Origin of the sequence: Acaryochloris sp. CCMEE 5410 (assembly GCF_000238775.2) — a bacterium.
Taxonomy (GTDB): Bacteria; Cyanobacteriota; Cyanobacteriia; order Thermosynechococcales; family Thermosynechococcaceae; genus Acaryochloris.
The window spans coordinates 73,440-93,538 of sequence record NZ_AFEJ02000005.1 but is presented as its reverse complement, the minus strand read 5'-3'; the positions used below and the strand labels follow the sequence as shown (position 1 = coordinate 93,538).

The 20,099-nt window shown below is 50.0% G+C and carries 1 protein-coding gene; it reads left to right on the top strand.

Annotation, left to right across the window (positions count from 1 at the left end):
* The first annotated feature begins 91 nt into the window (after positions 1–91).
* On the top strand, positions 92–19,978 hold the full coding sequence (locus tag ON05_RS33645; RefSeq protein ID WP_010478946.1) for a putative Ig domain-containing protein: 19,887 nt from the start codon (positions 92–94) through the stop codon (positions 19,976–19,978).
* The last annotated feature ends 121 nt before the right edge of the window (positions 19,979–20,099 follow it).

Here is a 20,099-nt window from a genome sequence, read left to right as displayed (position 1 = left end):
CCCTAATCTGCGCTAACGGTAGGAGTTGACCTCCACCGTTAGGGCTGGATTGGGGACCGTTCGTGATCCAATTTTTTTAGAAGGCATAACGATGAGTAACGGTCGCGCCCAATCGGGTGGCATCGGTGGTGGATTAGTCCCTGAGGAAGGATTCCTAGGAAGCTCGCTACTGGAGCAAGCAGATCTCATGGGAGACCTCACGGATTTAGACGTGAGATTGGGTCTATCTTGGGGAGGGCCATCGGCCAGTGGCTCAGGGTTCCCTGACCCCTCTCGCTTTGGGCTGCAAAGTGCTGCCCCCATTCAGCCCCCGCCTTCGACTATCGTCCCCAACTCTAGTGGAATCACCCCCTCCATCCCTGCGTCAACGACCCTACCTCAATTCAGTACCTTAACAGCGGATACCTTAACGGGAACAACCCAAGGCCCCTTAGTCGGCACCCCCACCACAACCAGCTTTTCAGTACAATCTTCACCCTCCCCAGCTCCAGCCTCAGCCAACGCTACTTCTCAGTCTGGAACCCCAGAGGAACGAGTATTAGTCGTAGACCCGTACGTTCCCACGGCCAATGCCACCTCATCTGTCAATCTCGGGTTTGCTGTCCGAGCCGAGGGAACCGTCACGATTAACGGCAACAGTGATTTTGATGGGGACCCGTCAGATCTCAGTGATGATGCCCTGATCTATGCCGGGAATGGCTTCACGATTAACGGTAGACCTGCACTGCCCGTACAGCTCGATGAGTTCGGCCAGCCCGTCCTGGATGGCAATGGTCGTCCCCTGTTAGTCGAGAATGCCGTTGCCGTCTCTGCCAACTATTCCACCCTCAATGCTCCCAACAACACCTATGGGAATCTCGTTCCACCCCAAATCGTGGAAGAGCAGGTGGTGGAGATTCAAGATTTTGACACCATCAAGTCAGAGACTCTAGCGGATCAAATCCCCGCTGGGACAACGCCCATTGATTTCAATCCCTATCAAAACCCCCTCAACAATGCTGCGGATTGGGCTCAACATTTCCCAGCCGGTGGAACCCCTGAACAGCCCACGGTGGTCAAAGTCTCCGGTTGGGGACTGAATATCCCTGGGGGAGTCACGATAGAGAACACCGTTATTGAGTTAGAGAACGGCTATCTCAACTTCAATGGCAATGGTCATCAGCTCAATAATGTCACCCTCGTCACCCACAATGGCGGCATGAACTTGGGCAATATCCAGGGGACGAATCTCACCATTCTCTCCTCCCAGTCCATCAATATGAATGGGGGAGCTCGGTTTGGCGGCACCTCTCTGATTGCCACGGGCAACAACCAGAGTATCCACTTTAATGGAGCCACCCAAACCACCGACTCAGATGATGTCCTCACGGTGATTTCCCAGCGGGACATTACCTTTAACGGTTCTACAGATACTCGGGGTCACTTCTTGAGTGTGAACAATTTCACCCTCAACGGCAATTCCACCATCTATGGCTCCATTGGGGCAAAAGGCAATGTCATCTTTAATGGCAATGCCACCGTCATTGGTCTTGGACCCACAACCCCGAGCAACGCCGCACCCACAGACCTTACCCTAGATACCTCATCCATCTCGGAGAATGTGGCGGCCAATAGTGTCGTCGGGCAATTCACCACCACAGACCCAGATGCTGGGGATACCTTTACCTACTCCCTGGTCCCAGGCAGTGGGGATACAGACAACGCGGCCTTTAGCATTGTGGGTGATCAGCTGCAGATTAATGCAACTCCTGATTTTGAGACTCAGGATAGTTACTCCATCCGGGTCCAGAGTATCGATCAGGGGGGATTGAGTGTTGAGAAGGTATTCACCGTTAACATTACCGACCTCAACGAGGCACCAACCGAGATTACCCTCTCTCCCAATGCGATACTGGAAAATTCACCGGCCAATAGCTTGATTGGCTCCTTCAGTACAGACGATCCAGATCAGGGCGATACCCATACCTATGAGTTAGTATCCGGGACGGGCGATACCGATAATGCCGCCTTTACCCTCACAGGTGATCAGCTGTTTCTGCAAAACTCTCCCAACTTTGAAACTCAATCTAGCTATAGCCTGCGTATTCGTAGCACGGACGCAGCCGGACTGAGCACTGAGACAGTCCTGACGGTCCAGATTGACAATGCCAATGAAGCCCCCACCCAACTACTGCTGAGCAACACAACGGTGGAGGAGAACAGTGATGCTGGCACGGTCATTGGTACCTTTACGAGCCTTGATCCCGATGCCAACGATACCCACACCTATGAGCTTGTGGAGGATGTGGGCAACCATTTCCAGATTGTGGGAGACCATCTGCAGGTGGCACCAGGGGCCATCCTCAACTTTGAGCAAGAGACGACCCATACCATTACGGTCCGAACGACGGATGCAGGCGGGTTAAGTACGACCCAGCAGCTGCAGATTACCGTTGCGGATGTGAATGAGGCCCCCCAAGATATTACCCTGACGCCAGATCAGGTGGCGGAGAATGAGCCCGTCAATACGTTGGTCGGTGAATTCAATACTTTAGATCCAGACGCCACGGATACCCATACCTATGAATTTGTCTCAGGAACGGGGGATACAGACAACGGGGCCTTCACAATTGTCGGCGACCAGCTCTTTATCAATGATTCCGCTAATTTTGAGACCCAGCCTACCTTTAGCATTCTAGTGCGCAGCACAGACACCAGTGGTTTGAGCCTAGATAAGGTGATGACGATTCGCACCACGAACGTCAATGAAGCCCCGACCCAAATCACCCTCAGTGCGGATCTAGTGGCAGAAAACAGCAGTGATGGCACGGTCATTGGTACTCTGAGCACGGCAGATCCAGATGCTGGCGATAGCCATACCTATAGCTTGCTAGAAGATGCCGGGGGCCGTTTTCAAATTGTTGACAATCAGCTCCAAGTGGCAGATGGGTCTTTGCTCAACTTTGAACTGGCCACCGAATACACGATTGAAATTCTCAGCGCCGATGCCGGGGGCCTTAGCCGCACCCAACAGATGGTGATTCGCCTGGAGGATATCAATGAAGCTCCAACGGATTTGACCTTAGATATTGGCCTGATTCCGGAGAACACCCCTGCCAATACTTCCATCGGTGAATTTAGAACCTTAGATGTGGATGCTGGGGATAGTCATACCTATACCTTTGTGCCTGGGGTCGGCGATACGGATAACGACCAGTTCCTGATTCAAGGGGACCAGCTGCTCTTCCAGACCTCTCCCAACTTCGAGATACAAGACTCCTACAGTCTGCGGGTCAGAACCACGGATCAGGGGGGAGAAATCATTGACCAGGTCTTCACCGTCTCCATCAGCGACGTCAATGAAGCCCCCACTTCGATTACCCTGAGCCAAACTCAGGTGAATGAGAATAGTGCATCAGGCACCGTGATTGGGGAACTGAGTTCCGTTGATCCAGAGACGGGCGATACCCACACCTATGAACTGGTCAATGATGCGGGTGGTCGTTTCCAAATCGTGGACAATCAGCTGATCATCGCCCCTGATGTTCTCTTAGACTTCGAGGCCAACCCGAGTCACACGGTCACCATTCGCAGTACGGATAATGGTCAGCCCCCCCAAACCCTCGAACAGTCTCTCGTCATTACCGTGACGGATGTAAACGAAGCTCCCGTCTTCACCAGTAGCCCCGTTACTAATATTGAGGCGAACCAACCCTATACCTATACCGTTACCACGTCAGATCCAGAGAATGACCCGCTGACGCTTAGTGCCAACACTTTACCAAGCTGGCTGACCTTCGTGGACAATGGCGATGGGACGGCTACAGTATCAGGGACACCTACCCCCGCTGATTTGGGACTACATACCTTTACCCTCACCGCTACGGATGATCAAGGGGCGAGTAGCCAGCAGACCGTGGTGCTGTTTACTGCCTTTGAGTTAGCCGAAAACAACGATTTTGCCCCCCAAGAGACCTTCTCTCTGCTCATTCCTGAAACCCCCTCTCAGCTGAGCTTTAAGATCAACCCGTTAACCTTTGATGAAACGACTGTTGATGCCATCAATGACGCCTTTGAGGTGGACTTGGTGGATGACCAGGGCCAATCCTTGGTCCATACCTTTGGTCAGCGCCGAGGCAGCTTCTTTAACTGGACGGAGGGTGAAGGGGTACAGCTCGCCCCTGGCGTCACCTATGACGAGACAGACCAGACCGTCACCTTGAACTTGAAAGGCGTCGCTCCCGGCACCCCTGCCTATCTGGCCTTTCGCCTTGTCAACAATGATGGCGATACGACGACCACCGTCCGTATCAGTGACTTGACCCTAACGGATCTGCCCAGTGGGGCAACGGTCCCCCTGAGTCCAAGTCTGCCTGGTCAAGGCAACGCCCCCTCAACCATTGCATCCTTAGCCTCCCTGACCGATGTTTCTCCCAGTGTGGCCGTTGAGTATCAAGGCACTAGCTTGGATACGGAGTCAGATCTACTGCTGACGGATGTGGTCCTCCGCAATATCGGCACCTATGGGATTAATGGGCCTTTGGTTCTGGTGGTGAAAAACATCAGTGATCTGAATGTCCAACTTAGAGACGCCGATGGACTCACCGCTGATGGGTTGCCCTATTACGACTTCACCCATCTGCTCGTCAATGGTCAATTGAACCCTGAAGGGGTTTCTGCCAGTCAGACTTTAGTGTTTGCCAACCCCGACCAGGTGCAGTTTACCTATGAGTTGGAGATTCTAGCGGATCTCAATCGAATTCCCGTGATTGAGAGTAACCCTGTCGTTCCCGGCCAGACCCTAGCAGAGGGGATTATTGGCCAGCCTTATACCTACCAGGTCCAAGCAACGGATGCCGATGGGGATGACCTCACCTATCAACTCTTGAGTGGTCCGACGGGGATGACCATTGATGCCCAGACGGGATTGATTGAATGGTCCCCAGACTTCCTACCTGCGACGGACCCCAATACCCCTGTGGGTCATCATGCCATTCAAGTGGCGGTCAGTGATGGTCGCGGCGGCACCACCCAGCAAAGTTATACCCTCTCGATTACGGAACCACCCCCCAATCGCCCACCCCTCTTTACCAGCGATCCAGTGGTGGATGCCTATATCAACCAGCTGTATCAGTACGATGCCAATGCCATTGATCCAGACAATGATGACCTGACCTTTAACCTGATTCTTGGTCCAGAAGGATTCACCATTCAGGCGGATACGGGCTTAGCGGAGTTTACCCCACCCCCCGTGTTAGTGGTTGGAGATACCGTCCTCGGTCGGATTCGGATTCCAGGGGACCGGGATGAATTTAGCTTTAGTGGGTCCAAAGGTCAAACCATCTTCTTTGATGCCCTGCAGTATACGGGTGATTACCGCAACTGGAACTTTGAGGTGTTCAGCCCCAGTGGGGTCAAGGTGACAGATAGCACCTTGGTCGGGGACCAGTTCTTGCAGCTAGCCGAGACCGGGAATTACCGGATTGCCATCTCCACGGATAATGTCCAACTGGGCAACTATGGCTTCCGAGTGATTGACCATGAGCAGGCCCCTGTGATTCCTTTAGATACGACTATCAGTGGGGATTTGGGGCCGGGAACCCAGTCTAAGCTTTATCGGTTTACGGGCAATCAAGGCCAGAAGTTATTTATTGATGCGCTGAATAAGAGCGGCACCTTTGGCTGGACCCTCTATAATTCCAGCAATCGGGCTGTTGCATCGAGCAGTAATTTTAGTGATTTAGAAGTGACTCTACCCGTGTCTGGGGACTATACCCTAGCGCTTCAGGGTCGCTCTGGATTCACGGGGTCTGCCAGCTATTCTTTCAGGGTGATCACCCCAGATTTAATCACTCAACCCATGGCGTTGGATACCAATATCTCTGGATCCATCAGCGAGAAGGGTGAGCAGGATATCTATACCTTCACAGGAACAGCAGGTCAGCAGCTGTATTTTGACTCGTTGAATACGACGACGCGTAGTCTTCGAGTCAATGTCTATGATCCCAATGGGAACCTAATTACAGAATTTGACCCTCGGGGAGACCGAGGCCCACATCAAGACCTCACCCTCACTATAGATGGCCAGTATCGCGTGGTCGTGGATGGTACCAATGAGGCTAGAGGGGGCTACCAATTCCGGTTCTTGGATCGGGGGACAGCAGCGGCTGTGAACCTGGACGAGGATATCACGGGCACCTTGGACAATAATTATGGCACCACCCTTTATCAATTCTCACTGGATGAGCGTCAATACATTTACTTTGATGCCCTGCAAGGAAGAGGAACTTGGACCCTCTATCGTCCTAACGGCCAGCTTGTCCGTACACAATCCCAGCGGAATGACACAGAGTTTACCTTAGATGCTGGAGATTATTTACTGGCGATGCAGGGGTTTGGCTCCTCTAATGCTAGCTATGGGTTAAGGATGATCACCCCAGAGTTTGTCACGGAATCTTTGACGATAGATGAGGTGATCACTAGTGCGACGGTAGAGAAAGGAGAGCAAGACACCTATACCTTCACAGGCACTGCGGGCCAGCAGGTTTACTTCGATGCTTTGACTACAGATTCTGGCCTCAATAACAATGCCCTTATTTATGATCCAAATGGCCAACAACTCACGAATGTCTCAACTCGGGGTGACTCTAGACCAGTTGTCTTGACCCAAGATGGCCAATATCGGCTCGTTATCGACACCTCTAGAGACCAAACCGGGGGCTATACCTTCCGTCTTCTTGACCGAGCGATGGCCACCGATATCAACCTGGATGAGGATATCACGGGGACGTTTGAACATAATGCTCGCTCGACTCACCTTCATCGGTTCACCCTAGATGAGACACAGTACCTCTACTTTGAAGGATTACAGGGAAGTGGGACTTGGGCGCTTTATGGAGCCAATGGTCGCGAGATTGAGTCCAGTAGTTTAGGCGTAGACACAGAATTCTCCCTAGGGGCTGGAGAATATCTCTTGGCCATTCAAGGGGGGGGGGCCAATCCGAATTATGGATTGAGGATATATACACCTGAGTTTGTCTCTTCAGCGATAACGGTGGGTGAAACGGTGAGCGGCAGTCTCTCCGTGAAGGGCGAGCGAGATATCTACACCTTTGCGGGGACAGCGGGTCAGCAGCTCTACTTTGATTCCCTCAGTGCAGATGGTCTGACCATCAGACTGAGCAACGGCCAAAATACCGTGACCTGGAATAGTTCCCAGGACTTGGGACCGGATAGTTTGACTTTAGCAGCGGATGGCACCTATCAGCTGGTGGTGGATGGCTCCGGGGATGTGACGGGTGCGTATCAGTTCCGACTGTTGGATAAGGCCACGGCTAGCGTTGTAACGGCGGATACGACCCTCAGCGGCACCTTCACGAATGGCGTTGGTGCGGACCTCTATCGCTTGATGGTAACGGAACGGCAGCGGCTCAATTTCAACTCCCAATCCTCTTTCTCCAATCAATGGCGACTCTTTAGCCCCCTGGGTCGATATATCACGGGACAGACCCTGAATACAGATGAATCTGTCTGGCTTGATCCAGGAGAGCATCTATTGGTGCTGCGGGGCAATGGCATCACGGCTCCCAACTATGACCTAGCGATTCAGCTCCTTGACACAGCAACGCCTCCCACGAATTCGGCTACCCCCATCGACCTCAATACCGTGGTTAATGGCACCATTAGTACGAATGGAGCGACCCAAAGTTATACCTTCAGGGCCGTTGCTGGTCAGCAACTCTTCTATGACGCCCTCGGGGGCAGCCTCTTCCGCATCAGCGTCTATGACTCAGAAGGGACGGTTTTATATTCCTCAACCTCTTCGGATAGCCGTCGCGATTTAGGCCCAGATCAGGGCTTCACCTTCAAAGCGGATGGCAACTACACGATTAGGATTGGGGAGCGAGGGACGGGGAACTTTGCCTTCCGTCTGCTTGATAGTGCCACCGCTCTAGCCGTTGGGGTGGATACCGATATTACGGGCACATTTGATAACAATGCCCTCGGGAGTGCGCTTTATCGACTGAGTCTGAGTGAGCGACAGTACGTTTACTTTGATGGCCGACAAGGTGATGGTCGGTGGGCGCTCTATCGAGCCAATGGTCAAGCCGTTGACGATGGCTATTTGAGCGGATCCAACGATCCAGAACTGTCACTCGCGGCTGGGGAATATCTGCTAGCTCTGCGGGGAACGGGGTCGAACGCCAACTATACGTTAAACCTCGTGACCCCAGAGTTTGTCTCTTCCCCCATCAATATTGGGGAGACGGTCACGGGGACAATTTCGGAGAAGGGGGAGCAGGATACCTACACCTTCACGGGCTTTGGGGGGCAACAACTGTTCTTTGATGCGCTAGGTGGTTCAGCCCTGCGATTTAAGCTGATTGACCCCGCTGGACGAGAGCTTGTCAGCACCAGTTCCACGAACACTAGCAATGACCGGGGACCGAGTGAAGGTCTGTTCTTAACCGTCGATGGTGACTATCAGCTGATTATTGATGGTAACTTTGCGCAGACGGGGAGCTATGCCTTCCGTCTGTTGGATCAGACGCTGGCAACGGCGGTGGCCCTCGATACGGAGATTGCTGGCACCTTTGATAACAATGCTTTAGGAGCGACGCTCTACACCTTTACCCTGGATCAGAGTCAGTATCTGTTCTTTGATGGTCTGCAAGGGAATGGGTTATGGAACCTCTATCGGGCCAATGGGCAACGGGTCAATAATGGAGCGACCTCCAGTAATGAGGAGTTCTGGTTGGGAGCGGGCCAATACCTCCTCTCTCTCCAGGGACGGGGTACGGCTGCCGATTACAGACTCAATATCATTACCCCAGAGCTCGTCTCAACCCCCATGACGTTAGGTGAGACGGTATCTGGCACGATTGATGAAAAAGGTGAGCAAGATACCTATACCTTTACAGGAACTGCAGGACAGCAGCTGTTCTTTGATGCTTTGGGTGGTAGTCGCTTCCGCTGGCAGCTGACGGACCCGAACGGTCAGCAGATGTTTACCTCCACGAGTACCGATAGTCGAATTGACCGAGAACCTTTCCAGGGACTGGTCCTCAGTACCGAAGGCACCTATCGTCTCACGATTGATGGCTATGACGAGGGTCGAGGAACCTATAGTTTCCGGGTCTTAGATAGAGCAGCGGCAACCACCGTTGATGTGGATACGGATATCTTGGGTACCTTTGAGCCGAGCACTCAAGGAACGACGCAGTATCAATTCAACTTAGATCAACGGCAATATGTCTTCTTTGATGGTCTTCAGGGTAATGCCAACTGGATACTCTATTCTGCCAATGGTCAACAGGTTAATTCCAGCACCTTCAGTACGGACGAAGAATTTTGGCTAGATGCAGGCAACTACTTGCTAGCAATGCAGGGCACGGGGGCTGAGGCTGATTATAGCTTGCGCTTGATTACTCCCGACCTGCTGACAACATCCCTATCCTTCGGTGACGCTATTGCTGGAAGCATCTCTGAAAAGGGCGAACAGGATACCTATACCTTTGAAGGACAAGCAGGCCAGAAGCTCTTCTTTGATGCCTTGGGTGGATCACCTTTTAGAGTGAAGGTCCTAGATGATACGGGTCGTCAGCTTTATGACTCTTCTACGTCCGATAGCCGGGTGAATCGTGGACCCAATCAAGGACTAACCCTCACGAAGACGGGTACCTATCGCCTCATCGTGGATGGTGAAGGGGAGAATACGGGTGATTATGGATTCCGACTCCTGGATCATTTATCAGCCCCTGTATTGCCCTTGGATACGCAAATCACTGGGGTGCTAGACAACAATGGTTTGGGCAGTGCTGCTTACCAATTCAGAGCTAACAAAGGCGAACGATTCTACCTAGACATGGGTGGAGGTCAAGCCAATAATTCTTGGGCACTTTATGGTCCTGGTGGTCAGCAACTTCAGACGGGGTCGCTGGTGGATGGAACGACGGATGACTATGAATTCACAGCGCCTGGGAATGGAGAGTATTTCCTCGTGGTCCAAGGCCAGGGGGCAGCTGACCCGAATTATCGACTACAGTTGACATCAGCCAAATATGATTTGCTCTCTCTTACCTATGGGGATGATGTTGCAGGCTCGATTGAGAAGTCCGGGGACCGCGATATCTATTCCTTTACGGGAGAAGCGGGTCAGTCCTTATTCTTTGATACCCTCAGCGGTAGCGGACTGACGGCATTGCTCTATGGGCCAGACCGCTCTCTGTTGACCACTCAGTCCATTGATGGAGACTGGGCCTCCTACCAGCTTGCTCAATCGGGCACCTATGAACTCGTGATTCGAGGGGATCGGGCCAATACGGGGGACTATAACTTTGTCCTGCAGGAGAGGGGGAACGCAACGGCGTTGTCCCTAGCTACCCCAGTGACAGGCACCCTTGCATCAGCCCAACAGGCAAACCTTTACCAAGTTACGGGGAGCCGAGGACAGCATTTAGCCATTGATTTTAGTTCTCTAGACAGTACGGCAAGATGGACGCTGTATGGGACCAATGGCCAATCCCTGGCAACATCTGCGAACGGCAATGACACCGCGATATTGCCCCTGGATGGGGATTATACCCTCGCGATTGCGGGTGCCAGCACGGCCTTTGACTATAGTCTGACCCTCTTGGATACCACCCCAACAATCCAAAATAGCGGCTTTAACACCATTTACAGTGGTGGTGTCAGTGGCAGCGACGTGGATCAATATACCTTCACGGCAACCGCAGGGACGCAAATCATCTTTGATGGTCAAACCAATAGTGGCTTTGCCAGCTTGACGCGGTTACTTAATCCCGATGGGTCGTTCGTCTTCAATACCCTGAGCGCGAATGATGATTCTGGGCTGATTCAATTGACCCAATCGGGCACCTACACCGTAGAACTGTATCGCGGCAGTGGCACATTTGCAGGAGGAGGATACAAGTTCCAGGTCTTGGAAGTCCCCAGCACCCTGGACAGTCCCGGGGTCAACATCTTTGAAGGCAGTGGCGTTACGACGGAAACCATTGGCCCCAGCACGGTGAAGGTTTTGACCCTTGAGGGTCGAGCAGGGCAGCGGTTGTACTTCAATGGCATCCGAGGGGGGAACGCAACCTTGTATAGCCCTCTTGGGACACCACTCTTTTCCACCCCTGGAAATGCGGGGGTCGCGGATGAAGGCCCCTTGACCCTCACGGAATCCGGACTCTACCAACTGGTCTTGCAGAACCCCTTTGCCTCCACCGTTGATTACTCTTTCCAACTGCTGGACTTTACTGCAGCCCCTGAAATCCAGTTTGGCCAAACAGTCAATGGCTTCTTTGCCGATGGTCGTGAAGGGGCTGTCTATCAGCTGTCCGCTAAAGCAGGCCAGGTCTTGTACTTTGACAGCTTGCGCTCCAGTACTTCAGGACGCTCATCTAGCTATCGTTGGCAGCTCTATGACGCCAATACTCAAGTGCTCTTCAACCAAGAGCAGCGAACGGATGCATCGGTGGTCATCCAGGAAGACGGTCCCTATTATCTTCATATTCAAGGCCAGAACTTCTCAAGTTCTTTAGACTATGGCTTCCAGGTCTGGGCGTCAGAGCCGGATGTTCCCACTGTCATTACCCCTGGAACTGGCGAGACTCAGAATACTGCTGATGGCTCTTTAGGAACGTTTGCCGTCAAGATTCAAGCAGAAGATACGGCGGGGAATAGTGCCACCCAGTCTTTTTCTCTACGCCTATGGCCCAATCCTGAGAATGGTGGTCCCATCATTACCAGCACCCCCATCACCCAGTTTGGCCTGGCAGACGAAGTCTATCGCTATCAGCTCACGGCCAATGACCCTGACGGTGATCCGCTGGTCTACAAATTGCTGGATGCGCCTTTGGGGGCCGTCATTGACCAAGAAACGGGAGAGCTACTCTGGTATCCCAATACCAGCATCACCCCCGGCAACACCGCCCAATTCTCAGTTTTAGTGGAAGACCGCTTCGGTAACTCGGATCAGCAAACCTTCTCCGTCGATGTGGCGGGTCAACTCGGTCGGATTCAAGGCGGTGTGTTTGCCGACCTCAATAACAATGGTTACCGCGATACCACCCTCGTGCAAGGGGATACCCCAGATATTGTCTTTGCCATTGATACCTCTGGCAGTGCCGGGTACCGCCTAGTAGACTTAACGAACCAAGATATTAGCAGTCTGAGTGAGACCACGGCCTCCATTCTTGACTTGGAGTTGGCGACAGTCATTGCCTTGAGTGAACAGTTGATTGCCCAGGGCCGGGGAGATGCCAAGATTGGTGTGGTTCTCTGGAATGAAGCGGCCTCTACCCTGGATATGGATCTGACCCAGCCTGGGAAGCAGCTCTACACCACTCCCATAGCAGATTTAAATAACAATGGCATTGCTGACCTGCGGGAAGCCTTACAGACCGTTAGCAATTCGGGCAATGGCACCTTATTCGATGCTGGACTGACGACAGCGAAAGGGGTCCTGGATAGCCTTGATGGCGATGCCAACTTAATCTTCCTCTCGGATGGCTATGGGCGTTTGGATGAAACCATTGTCACTGACATTAGAGAGGCGGACATTAATCTAACGGCCTTTGGGATTGGTGCAGGTGCAGGTTTGAGACAACTGCAGAAAGTGGACCCCGATGCGGTTCAGATTACCAATGTCGATGAGTTAGTCGATGTCTTTAGTGGCTGGGATGAGCGGTTCTCCACTGAACCCTTCCTGGATAACATTACGGTCTACTTGGACCACAACAATAATGGGGTGTTGGACCCAGATGAGCCCTATCAACTGACTCAGCCTGATACCTCTAATTCCCGGTTAGGTGAAACTCGCTATTTCTATTCCTTTGAGAATCTACTGCCGGGAACCTATACGGTTCGCCAAGTCGTACCCAATGGATATGAAGAATCGAATCCCAGTAGTGGATCCTTTGTAGATGAAGTGACGGTCTCTGGGGGTGAAGTCTATGAGCATCTCTTTGGTCTCCATCCTATTAGTGGACCTGCGAATTCCAATCCGGTGTTGATCACGGAGGCACCGACCACCCCGCTCCAGGTGGGTGAAGAATTTATCTATCGGGCCATTGCCCAAGATCCTGATGCAGATCCAATTCGATATGACCTGCCGTTGGCTCCAGACGGAGTAACCATCGATGAGTCAGGCAATATTACCTGGATTCCCCAAGCGGATCAGGTGGGTCGCTTTGATGTGATTCTGCGGGTGCGAGATGACCAGGGCGGTACCACGCTACAGACCTTTGAGTTGGTGGTTGAGTCCAATAATCAAGCCCCCACCTTCACTTCTGTCTTGGATCATTCTCAACCTCAGGTGGGTAAAGCCTTCCAATACCAAGCTAAAGCCATAGATGCCGATGGGGATGTGCTCACCTATGAATTGGTGTCGGGTCCAAGTGGCGTCACCTTAGATAGCCAGACGGGGTTACTGAACTGGACCCCTGTGAGTTCACAGTTAGGGAATCGCACGGTTCAACTGCGAGCGCTAGATGGTCAAGGGGGAGAGGCGATTCAGACCTTGGATCTAAGGGTGATTAATCCCTTGCCGAATCAGGCTCCCACATTTACCTCAACACCTAGAGAGAGCATCCGGTTGGGGAATACCTATTTCTATCAAGTGAATGCCACAGATGCCGACGGCGATCCGTTGACCTACAGCTTATCGACCGCTCCGACGGGGATGGCATTGCAAGACAATATCCTGGTATGGACACCTACTGCTGAGCAGATGGGTGAGCATCAGGTGGTGCTTTCTGTCGAAGACGGTCAAGGTGGGGTCGCGGAACAGACCTATACCCTGACGGTGGGCAATCAGCTGAGTAATGCCGCCCCTGAGATTACCTCGACACCGAATTTAGTCACGAACCTAGAGCGAGAGTATCAGTACAACCTGACGGGCTCTGACCCAGATGGGGATTTGGTGCAGTGGCGGTTGGTGAATGGTCCTGAGGGTGTGGTGATTGACCCAACCTCTGGCAGTCTACGCTGGCAGCCGACGGTGGATCAGCTGGGGGCGCATACCTTAATCGTGGAATTGAGTGATGCCTATGGCCTCTCGACTCAGCAAACCTTTGAGGTGCAGGTGAATGGGGCCAATACGCCTCCAGCGTTCTTATCGACGCCGTCTACCCGAGCCGCTCAAGACCAAGCCTATTCCTATCAGGTGGTTGCTCAAGATCCAGAACAGGATGAATTGACCTACAGTCTGGGGATTAACCCAGCGGGGATGACGATTGATGCCCAGTCGGGTCTGATCCAATGGACCCCCGAAGCCAGCCAGTTGGGTGTTCATGAAATTGAGGTTCAGTTGCGCGATAGCCAAGGGGCCGTGAGTACCCAGACCTATCAATTAGAAGTGGGTGAAGCTCCGATTAATCAAGCTCCTACGATTACCTCTCGTCCGTTGTTCCAGGCTGATCTGCAACAACCCTATACCTATCAAATTGAAGCGACGGATCCAGAAGGTGAGGCGTTGTCCTACCAGTTACTGGAAGGTCCTGCTGGGATTTCGGTGGATGCCCAAACAGGGGTATTGACCTGGGATGCTCCAGTTGCAGGGGATCATCGTATTGTGGTGGCGGCCTATGATGCCGAGGGATTGGGGGCCGCTCAAGGCTATACCCTCAGGGCCTTAGCCAATGAGCTGCCTGTGATTCGCTCCACACCAAAGACAACAGCCTTTGTGGGGGGTGAATATCGTTATGATGTTCAGGCTCAAGATCCAGAGGGTGGGGCACTGACCTATGAGTTGGATGCCAATGCCCAAGCCTTAGGGGTCACCATTGATGCCTATGGCCGCATTACCTGGACGCCGACGGCTGACCAAGTGGGCGTCTATCCGATTACCTTGACGGTGACGGATGCAGTGGGAGCCAGTGTTGAACAACAGTTTGACCTGACGGTGCAGACGGATGATGTAGCACCCGAGGTGCGGTTGGTGCCCAGTGTGGAACCCGCTACTCTGGGTGAGTCGGTCTCTCTGTTTGCCTCTGCTACGGATAACGTTGGGGTGGATCTGCTGAGCTTGACGGTGAATGGCCAAGCGGTGGCTCTAGATGCCAATGGGATTTATACCTTTACCCCAGATGTCGTGGGTGAGGTGACGGCGATTGCCACGGCCACGGATGCTGCGGGGAATACCACCCAGACGGAGACCATTTTCTCTGTGCTGGACTTCACAGATGTGGATGCCCCTGAGATTAGCCTCCCGGATTTGAGGGGACAGGTGTTTACGGCTCCTACAGAGATTGTGGGGACGGTAAATGATGACAATTTGGTTTACTACAGCCTGTCTGTAGCCAAGGTCGGGTCTGAGGACTTCCGGGAGATTTTCCGAGGATCTGATCCGGTGGTGGATGGGGTATTGGGTACTTTTGATCCTTCGCTATTGGAGAATGATGCTTATACCTTGCGGCTGACCGCTGTGGATGCGGGGGGCAATGTTGTCACCCAAGATGAGGTGGTGACGGTGGCGGGTGAGCTGAAGTTAGGGAACTTCCAGCTGTCGTTTACGGATTTGACCATTCCAGTGACAGGGATTCCCATCTCGGTAACTCGGACCTACGATACGTTGACCAGCAATACCACCGATGACTTTGGCTATGGCTGGCGTTTAGAGTTCCGGGATACGGATCTCAGAACCAGTTTGCCGAAGGATGAGACCTTTGAGCAGTTGGGGATTCGTACTGTTGGGTTTGAGGCGGATACACGGGTGTATATCACTCTGCCGGGGGGACAGCGGCAAGGGTTTACGTTCAAACCGATATTGAATCCTGAGATTGCTAAATTGCTAAAACAAGGAGCAAGAATTCCTGAGCAGTTGCAGTTTTTGAATCCGGCCTTTGAATCGGATCTAGGTGTAACCAGCACGCTGAGTGTTCGTCAAAGTGACGCTAGTCAGTTAATTCGTCGAGAGGATGGGGTTTATATCAATCCGGCGGGACAGGTCTATAACCCAGCGGATAGCTACTTTGGTGGGGTATATGTTTTAACCACCAAAGAAGGCATTGTGTATGAGATTGATGGTCAATCAGGGGATCTGCTGTCAGTCACAGATACCAATGGCAATACCCTTACCTATACCGATAGTGCAATTACCAGTTCCACGGGACAGCAGGTGACCTTTGAGCGGGATGCTCAAGGTCGGATTACAACAGTGACGGATCCGTTGGGGAACCAGGTGACCTATGAGTATGATGCTCTGGGTGATTTGGTGGCCGTCACGGATAGAGAAGGGAATGTTACCCAGTTTAAGTATGACGAAACTCAGCCCCATTACCTGGATGAGGTAATTGATCCGTTAGGTCGGTCTGGGGTGCAGACCGAGTATAACGACCAGGGTCGTTTAACGAAGGTACTAGATGTCAATGGAGAAGCAGTTGAACTAATCTACGATCCTGAGAATTCTTTACAGACGGTGAAGGATGTATTAGGTAATCTAACAACTTATGAGTATGACCAACGTGGAAATGTCATCACTGAAATAGACGCGGTGGGTAAAATCACTAAGTGGACTTATGATAACGATAATAATGTCCTGAGTAAGACAATTATCACTGATGAAAGTGGTCCCGATGGATGGACAACTGACTTCACCTATGACAATCAGAAAAACCAAACAAGTGTAACTGATGCTCTTGGAAACACTACCTACTATAGTTATGGGGCTCAGAGTCGCTTAACAAGTGAAACTGATGTCTTTGGGAACACCAACAACTATGGTTATGATCCTAATGGAAACTTGCTATCAAGTATTGATGAAGCTAGTAACATCACTCAATTTGGGTATAGCAGCACGGGAACACTACTGTATCAAGAAGATGTTCTAGGTCACAAAACTCATTTCAATTACGACGCGAATGGCAATTTAACGGAATTAATTGATGCTGAAGGCAACGTTGCCCAATACACCTATGATGCAAATGGTAACCGTACTAGTGAGACTCGCAAAGTAACTACCCCTAGCGGCATTCAGGACTTGATCACTCGTTGGACCTATGACAATGAAAATCGTGTTCAAACTTTGACAGACGGTGAAGGTAATATTACTCAGTATCAATACGATGCAAACGGTCGACAAATTGCAATTATTGATGCTTTAGGAAATAAGACTGAGAATCGTTATGATGAGCGAGGCCAGCTTGTCGAAACTATCTATTCAGATGCTACTCCCAGCGATTTGAGGGATAATCCCCGAATTATCAATCTCTATGATCGGGGTGGAAGGTTGAGAGCTTCCATTGACCAAGCGGGTAGAGGGACTCATTTTATCTATGATGAAGTTGATCGCTTGGTTGAAACCATTCATCCTGATAATAATGACACGCTTGAACAACTATTAGCAGCGGTAGCTCCAGGTGAAACTTTAGAAGCGATAGATTGGACAAAGATTATTTATCCTGATGCGTCTCCAACCTTCCTTACTGACAATAACCGTATTCAGACCAAATTCACTAAAGATAGTAGAGTCAAGGCCACTATTGATGAACGTGGTAACAAAACTGAGTATCGATATGATGCTATGGGACGAGTTACAGAAACCATTTTTGCAGATGATACTCCAGATGACCTGAACAATAATCCCAAAATAATTGTCGAATATGACAAGATGGGTCGTCCAATAGCAAATACTGATGCATTAGGCCGAACCACTCTCTACGAATATGATGATTTAGGGAGAGTTGTTAATACAAAGTTTCATGATGATTCAGAAATCCATGTCAGTTATGATGCGCGTGATAGACAGCAGAGCGTTACAGATCAGTCTGGAAAAGTTACAACATATCAATATGACAAGGTCAATCGTTTGACAGGAGTATCAGACGCATTGGGCTTTTTAACAGAGTATAAATATGACGAAGCTGGACGCCTTACTGAAGTAGTGGATGCTAATAATCATGCTACAAAATATCAGTATGACAAATCTGGTCGTAGGACAGCAGTAGAGTTGCCCCTAGGACAGCGTTCTATCAGTCGCTATGATAGTGTTGGTAATCTGCAAGCTTATACAGACTTCAATGGTGAAGTTACTCAATACATTTATGACACACAGAATCGGCTAGTAATCATAGATTATGAAGACAATGCTGATGTTAGCTATGCTTATACACCGACTGGTCGACTAGCATCTACAACTGATGGAAGGGGAATTACACAGTCTGAGTATGACGAACTGGACAGATTAATATCACGAACAGACCCAGACGGTCCCTATTCAGTTAATGGAAAGACTATAGAGTACACCTATGATGAGGCTAATAATCGAACATCTGTAGTCACGCCTAATGGCAGAGTCAACTATACCTATGATGAGCGAAATCGGCTGTCAACTGTCATTGATTCCGACTTTAACATCACGACGTATGATTATGATAGCGTGGGAAACCTGACTCGCACTGAATTTGCTAATGGGGTAATTGAGACTCGAGCTTATGATGAATTAGATCGGTTAGTTTATCTAGAGAATAAATCCAATGGAGAGATCGTATCCAGTTATAGATATAACCTTAATAAGTCGGGTCACCGCACTTCTGTAACTGAAGCAGATGGGAGACAAGTGGAATATCTCTATGATGACCTTTATCGAGTAACCCAAGAAAACATCAATAATAGTGAAAGAGTAATTCACTACACCTATGACAATGTTGGAAATCGCTTATCACGTAATGATTCTGCTAACGGAGTAACTAACTATACTTATGATGAAAATGACCGTTTATTGACAGAAATACTCATCCGTGGAGCTAATGAAATTGAGAGCATTACTTATACTTATGACAATAATGGTAATCAAACTCAACGCACTAAAAATAATTCTGAAGTAACAAATTACCAATGGAACGATGACAATCGCTTAGTAAGAGTTGACCTATCGAATGGGAATAACACTGAGTACACCTATGATAGTGAAGGAATCAGAGTTAGTCGTTCTATCAATGGTGACAAGGTAAATTTCTTAGTTGATAAAAATCGACCTTATGCTCAAGTGTTGGAAGAGTCTATTAATAGCAATCTAGTTGCATTCTATAGTTATGGTCATGATTTAATATCTCAACAGAGAAGTGAACATCTCTCTTATTATCAAGTTGATGGATTGGGTAGTACCCGTATACTCACTGATAATCAAGGGGAAGTCACTGATACTTACACCTATGATTCATTTGGAGATCAAATTGGATTATCTGGAATCACTGAAAACAGTTATAGATTTGCTGGTGAACAATTCGATAAAGATATTGATAGTTATTACCTTAGACAGCGTTATTATCAACAATCCTCTGGCCGATTTAATCGAAGAGATACTTATGAAGGTGTCTTATCTGAGCCTTTAACAATTCATAAGTATTCTTATACTCATAACAACCCTGTTAATGGGACAGATCCTAGTGGTTTACTGCTGTTAACTGAACTAAAGGTAGCGCAGAAAATAAAAACCGATCTATCTCTTGCTATCACTACTGCATATATACTTGCTACAACAAGTAACAATTTTACAAATGTTATTGCCCAAATGACACCCGATCAGCGCACTACGGTTGCAAACTATCCTCAAGTACTTGACGATATAAAACCAGAAGGAGAGCCAGATGACCAAAATAGAAGGTGTTTTGTCGCCGAGGTTAAAAGAGATATAACAAGATCTGGAGCATATTATGAAACATTTGTCTCAAATTCAGATTTTAATTTCTTTGCTATGAACAGACTTGCAGTTGCCATAGATTACGATGGTAAGACACCAGGAACGCGAAATGTCTGGGAAGCAAAGGATGGTTATAAGCACATACCTTCGAATCAGTTTTTAACTGAATATGGACAAGATGTACCTACATTTGAGGGCTTGAGGCATAGGGGCATGCTGGTTGCTTCAGATTGCGGGTACCATTTCCAATGGGCATTTAGTGAGAAAAGTCCAGCTGACTTTTTTAGAGAAAGATGGGCCAATATTCCACCAGTACATTACATTCCAGTTCCTGCTGATTTAGCTAATTAGTTTTGTATTGGAGAATTTGCGTTTAGTAAATGAGAAGTCTGGAATGTATTAATTCATACATCAGGATACTAACCCTGATAGATCTTGATTAATTACTTAATTAATATTCTCCCCAACACTT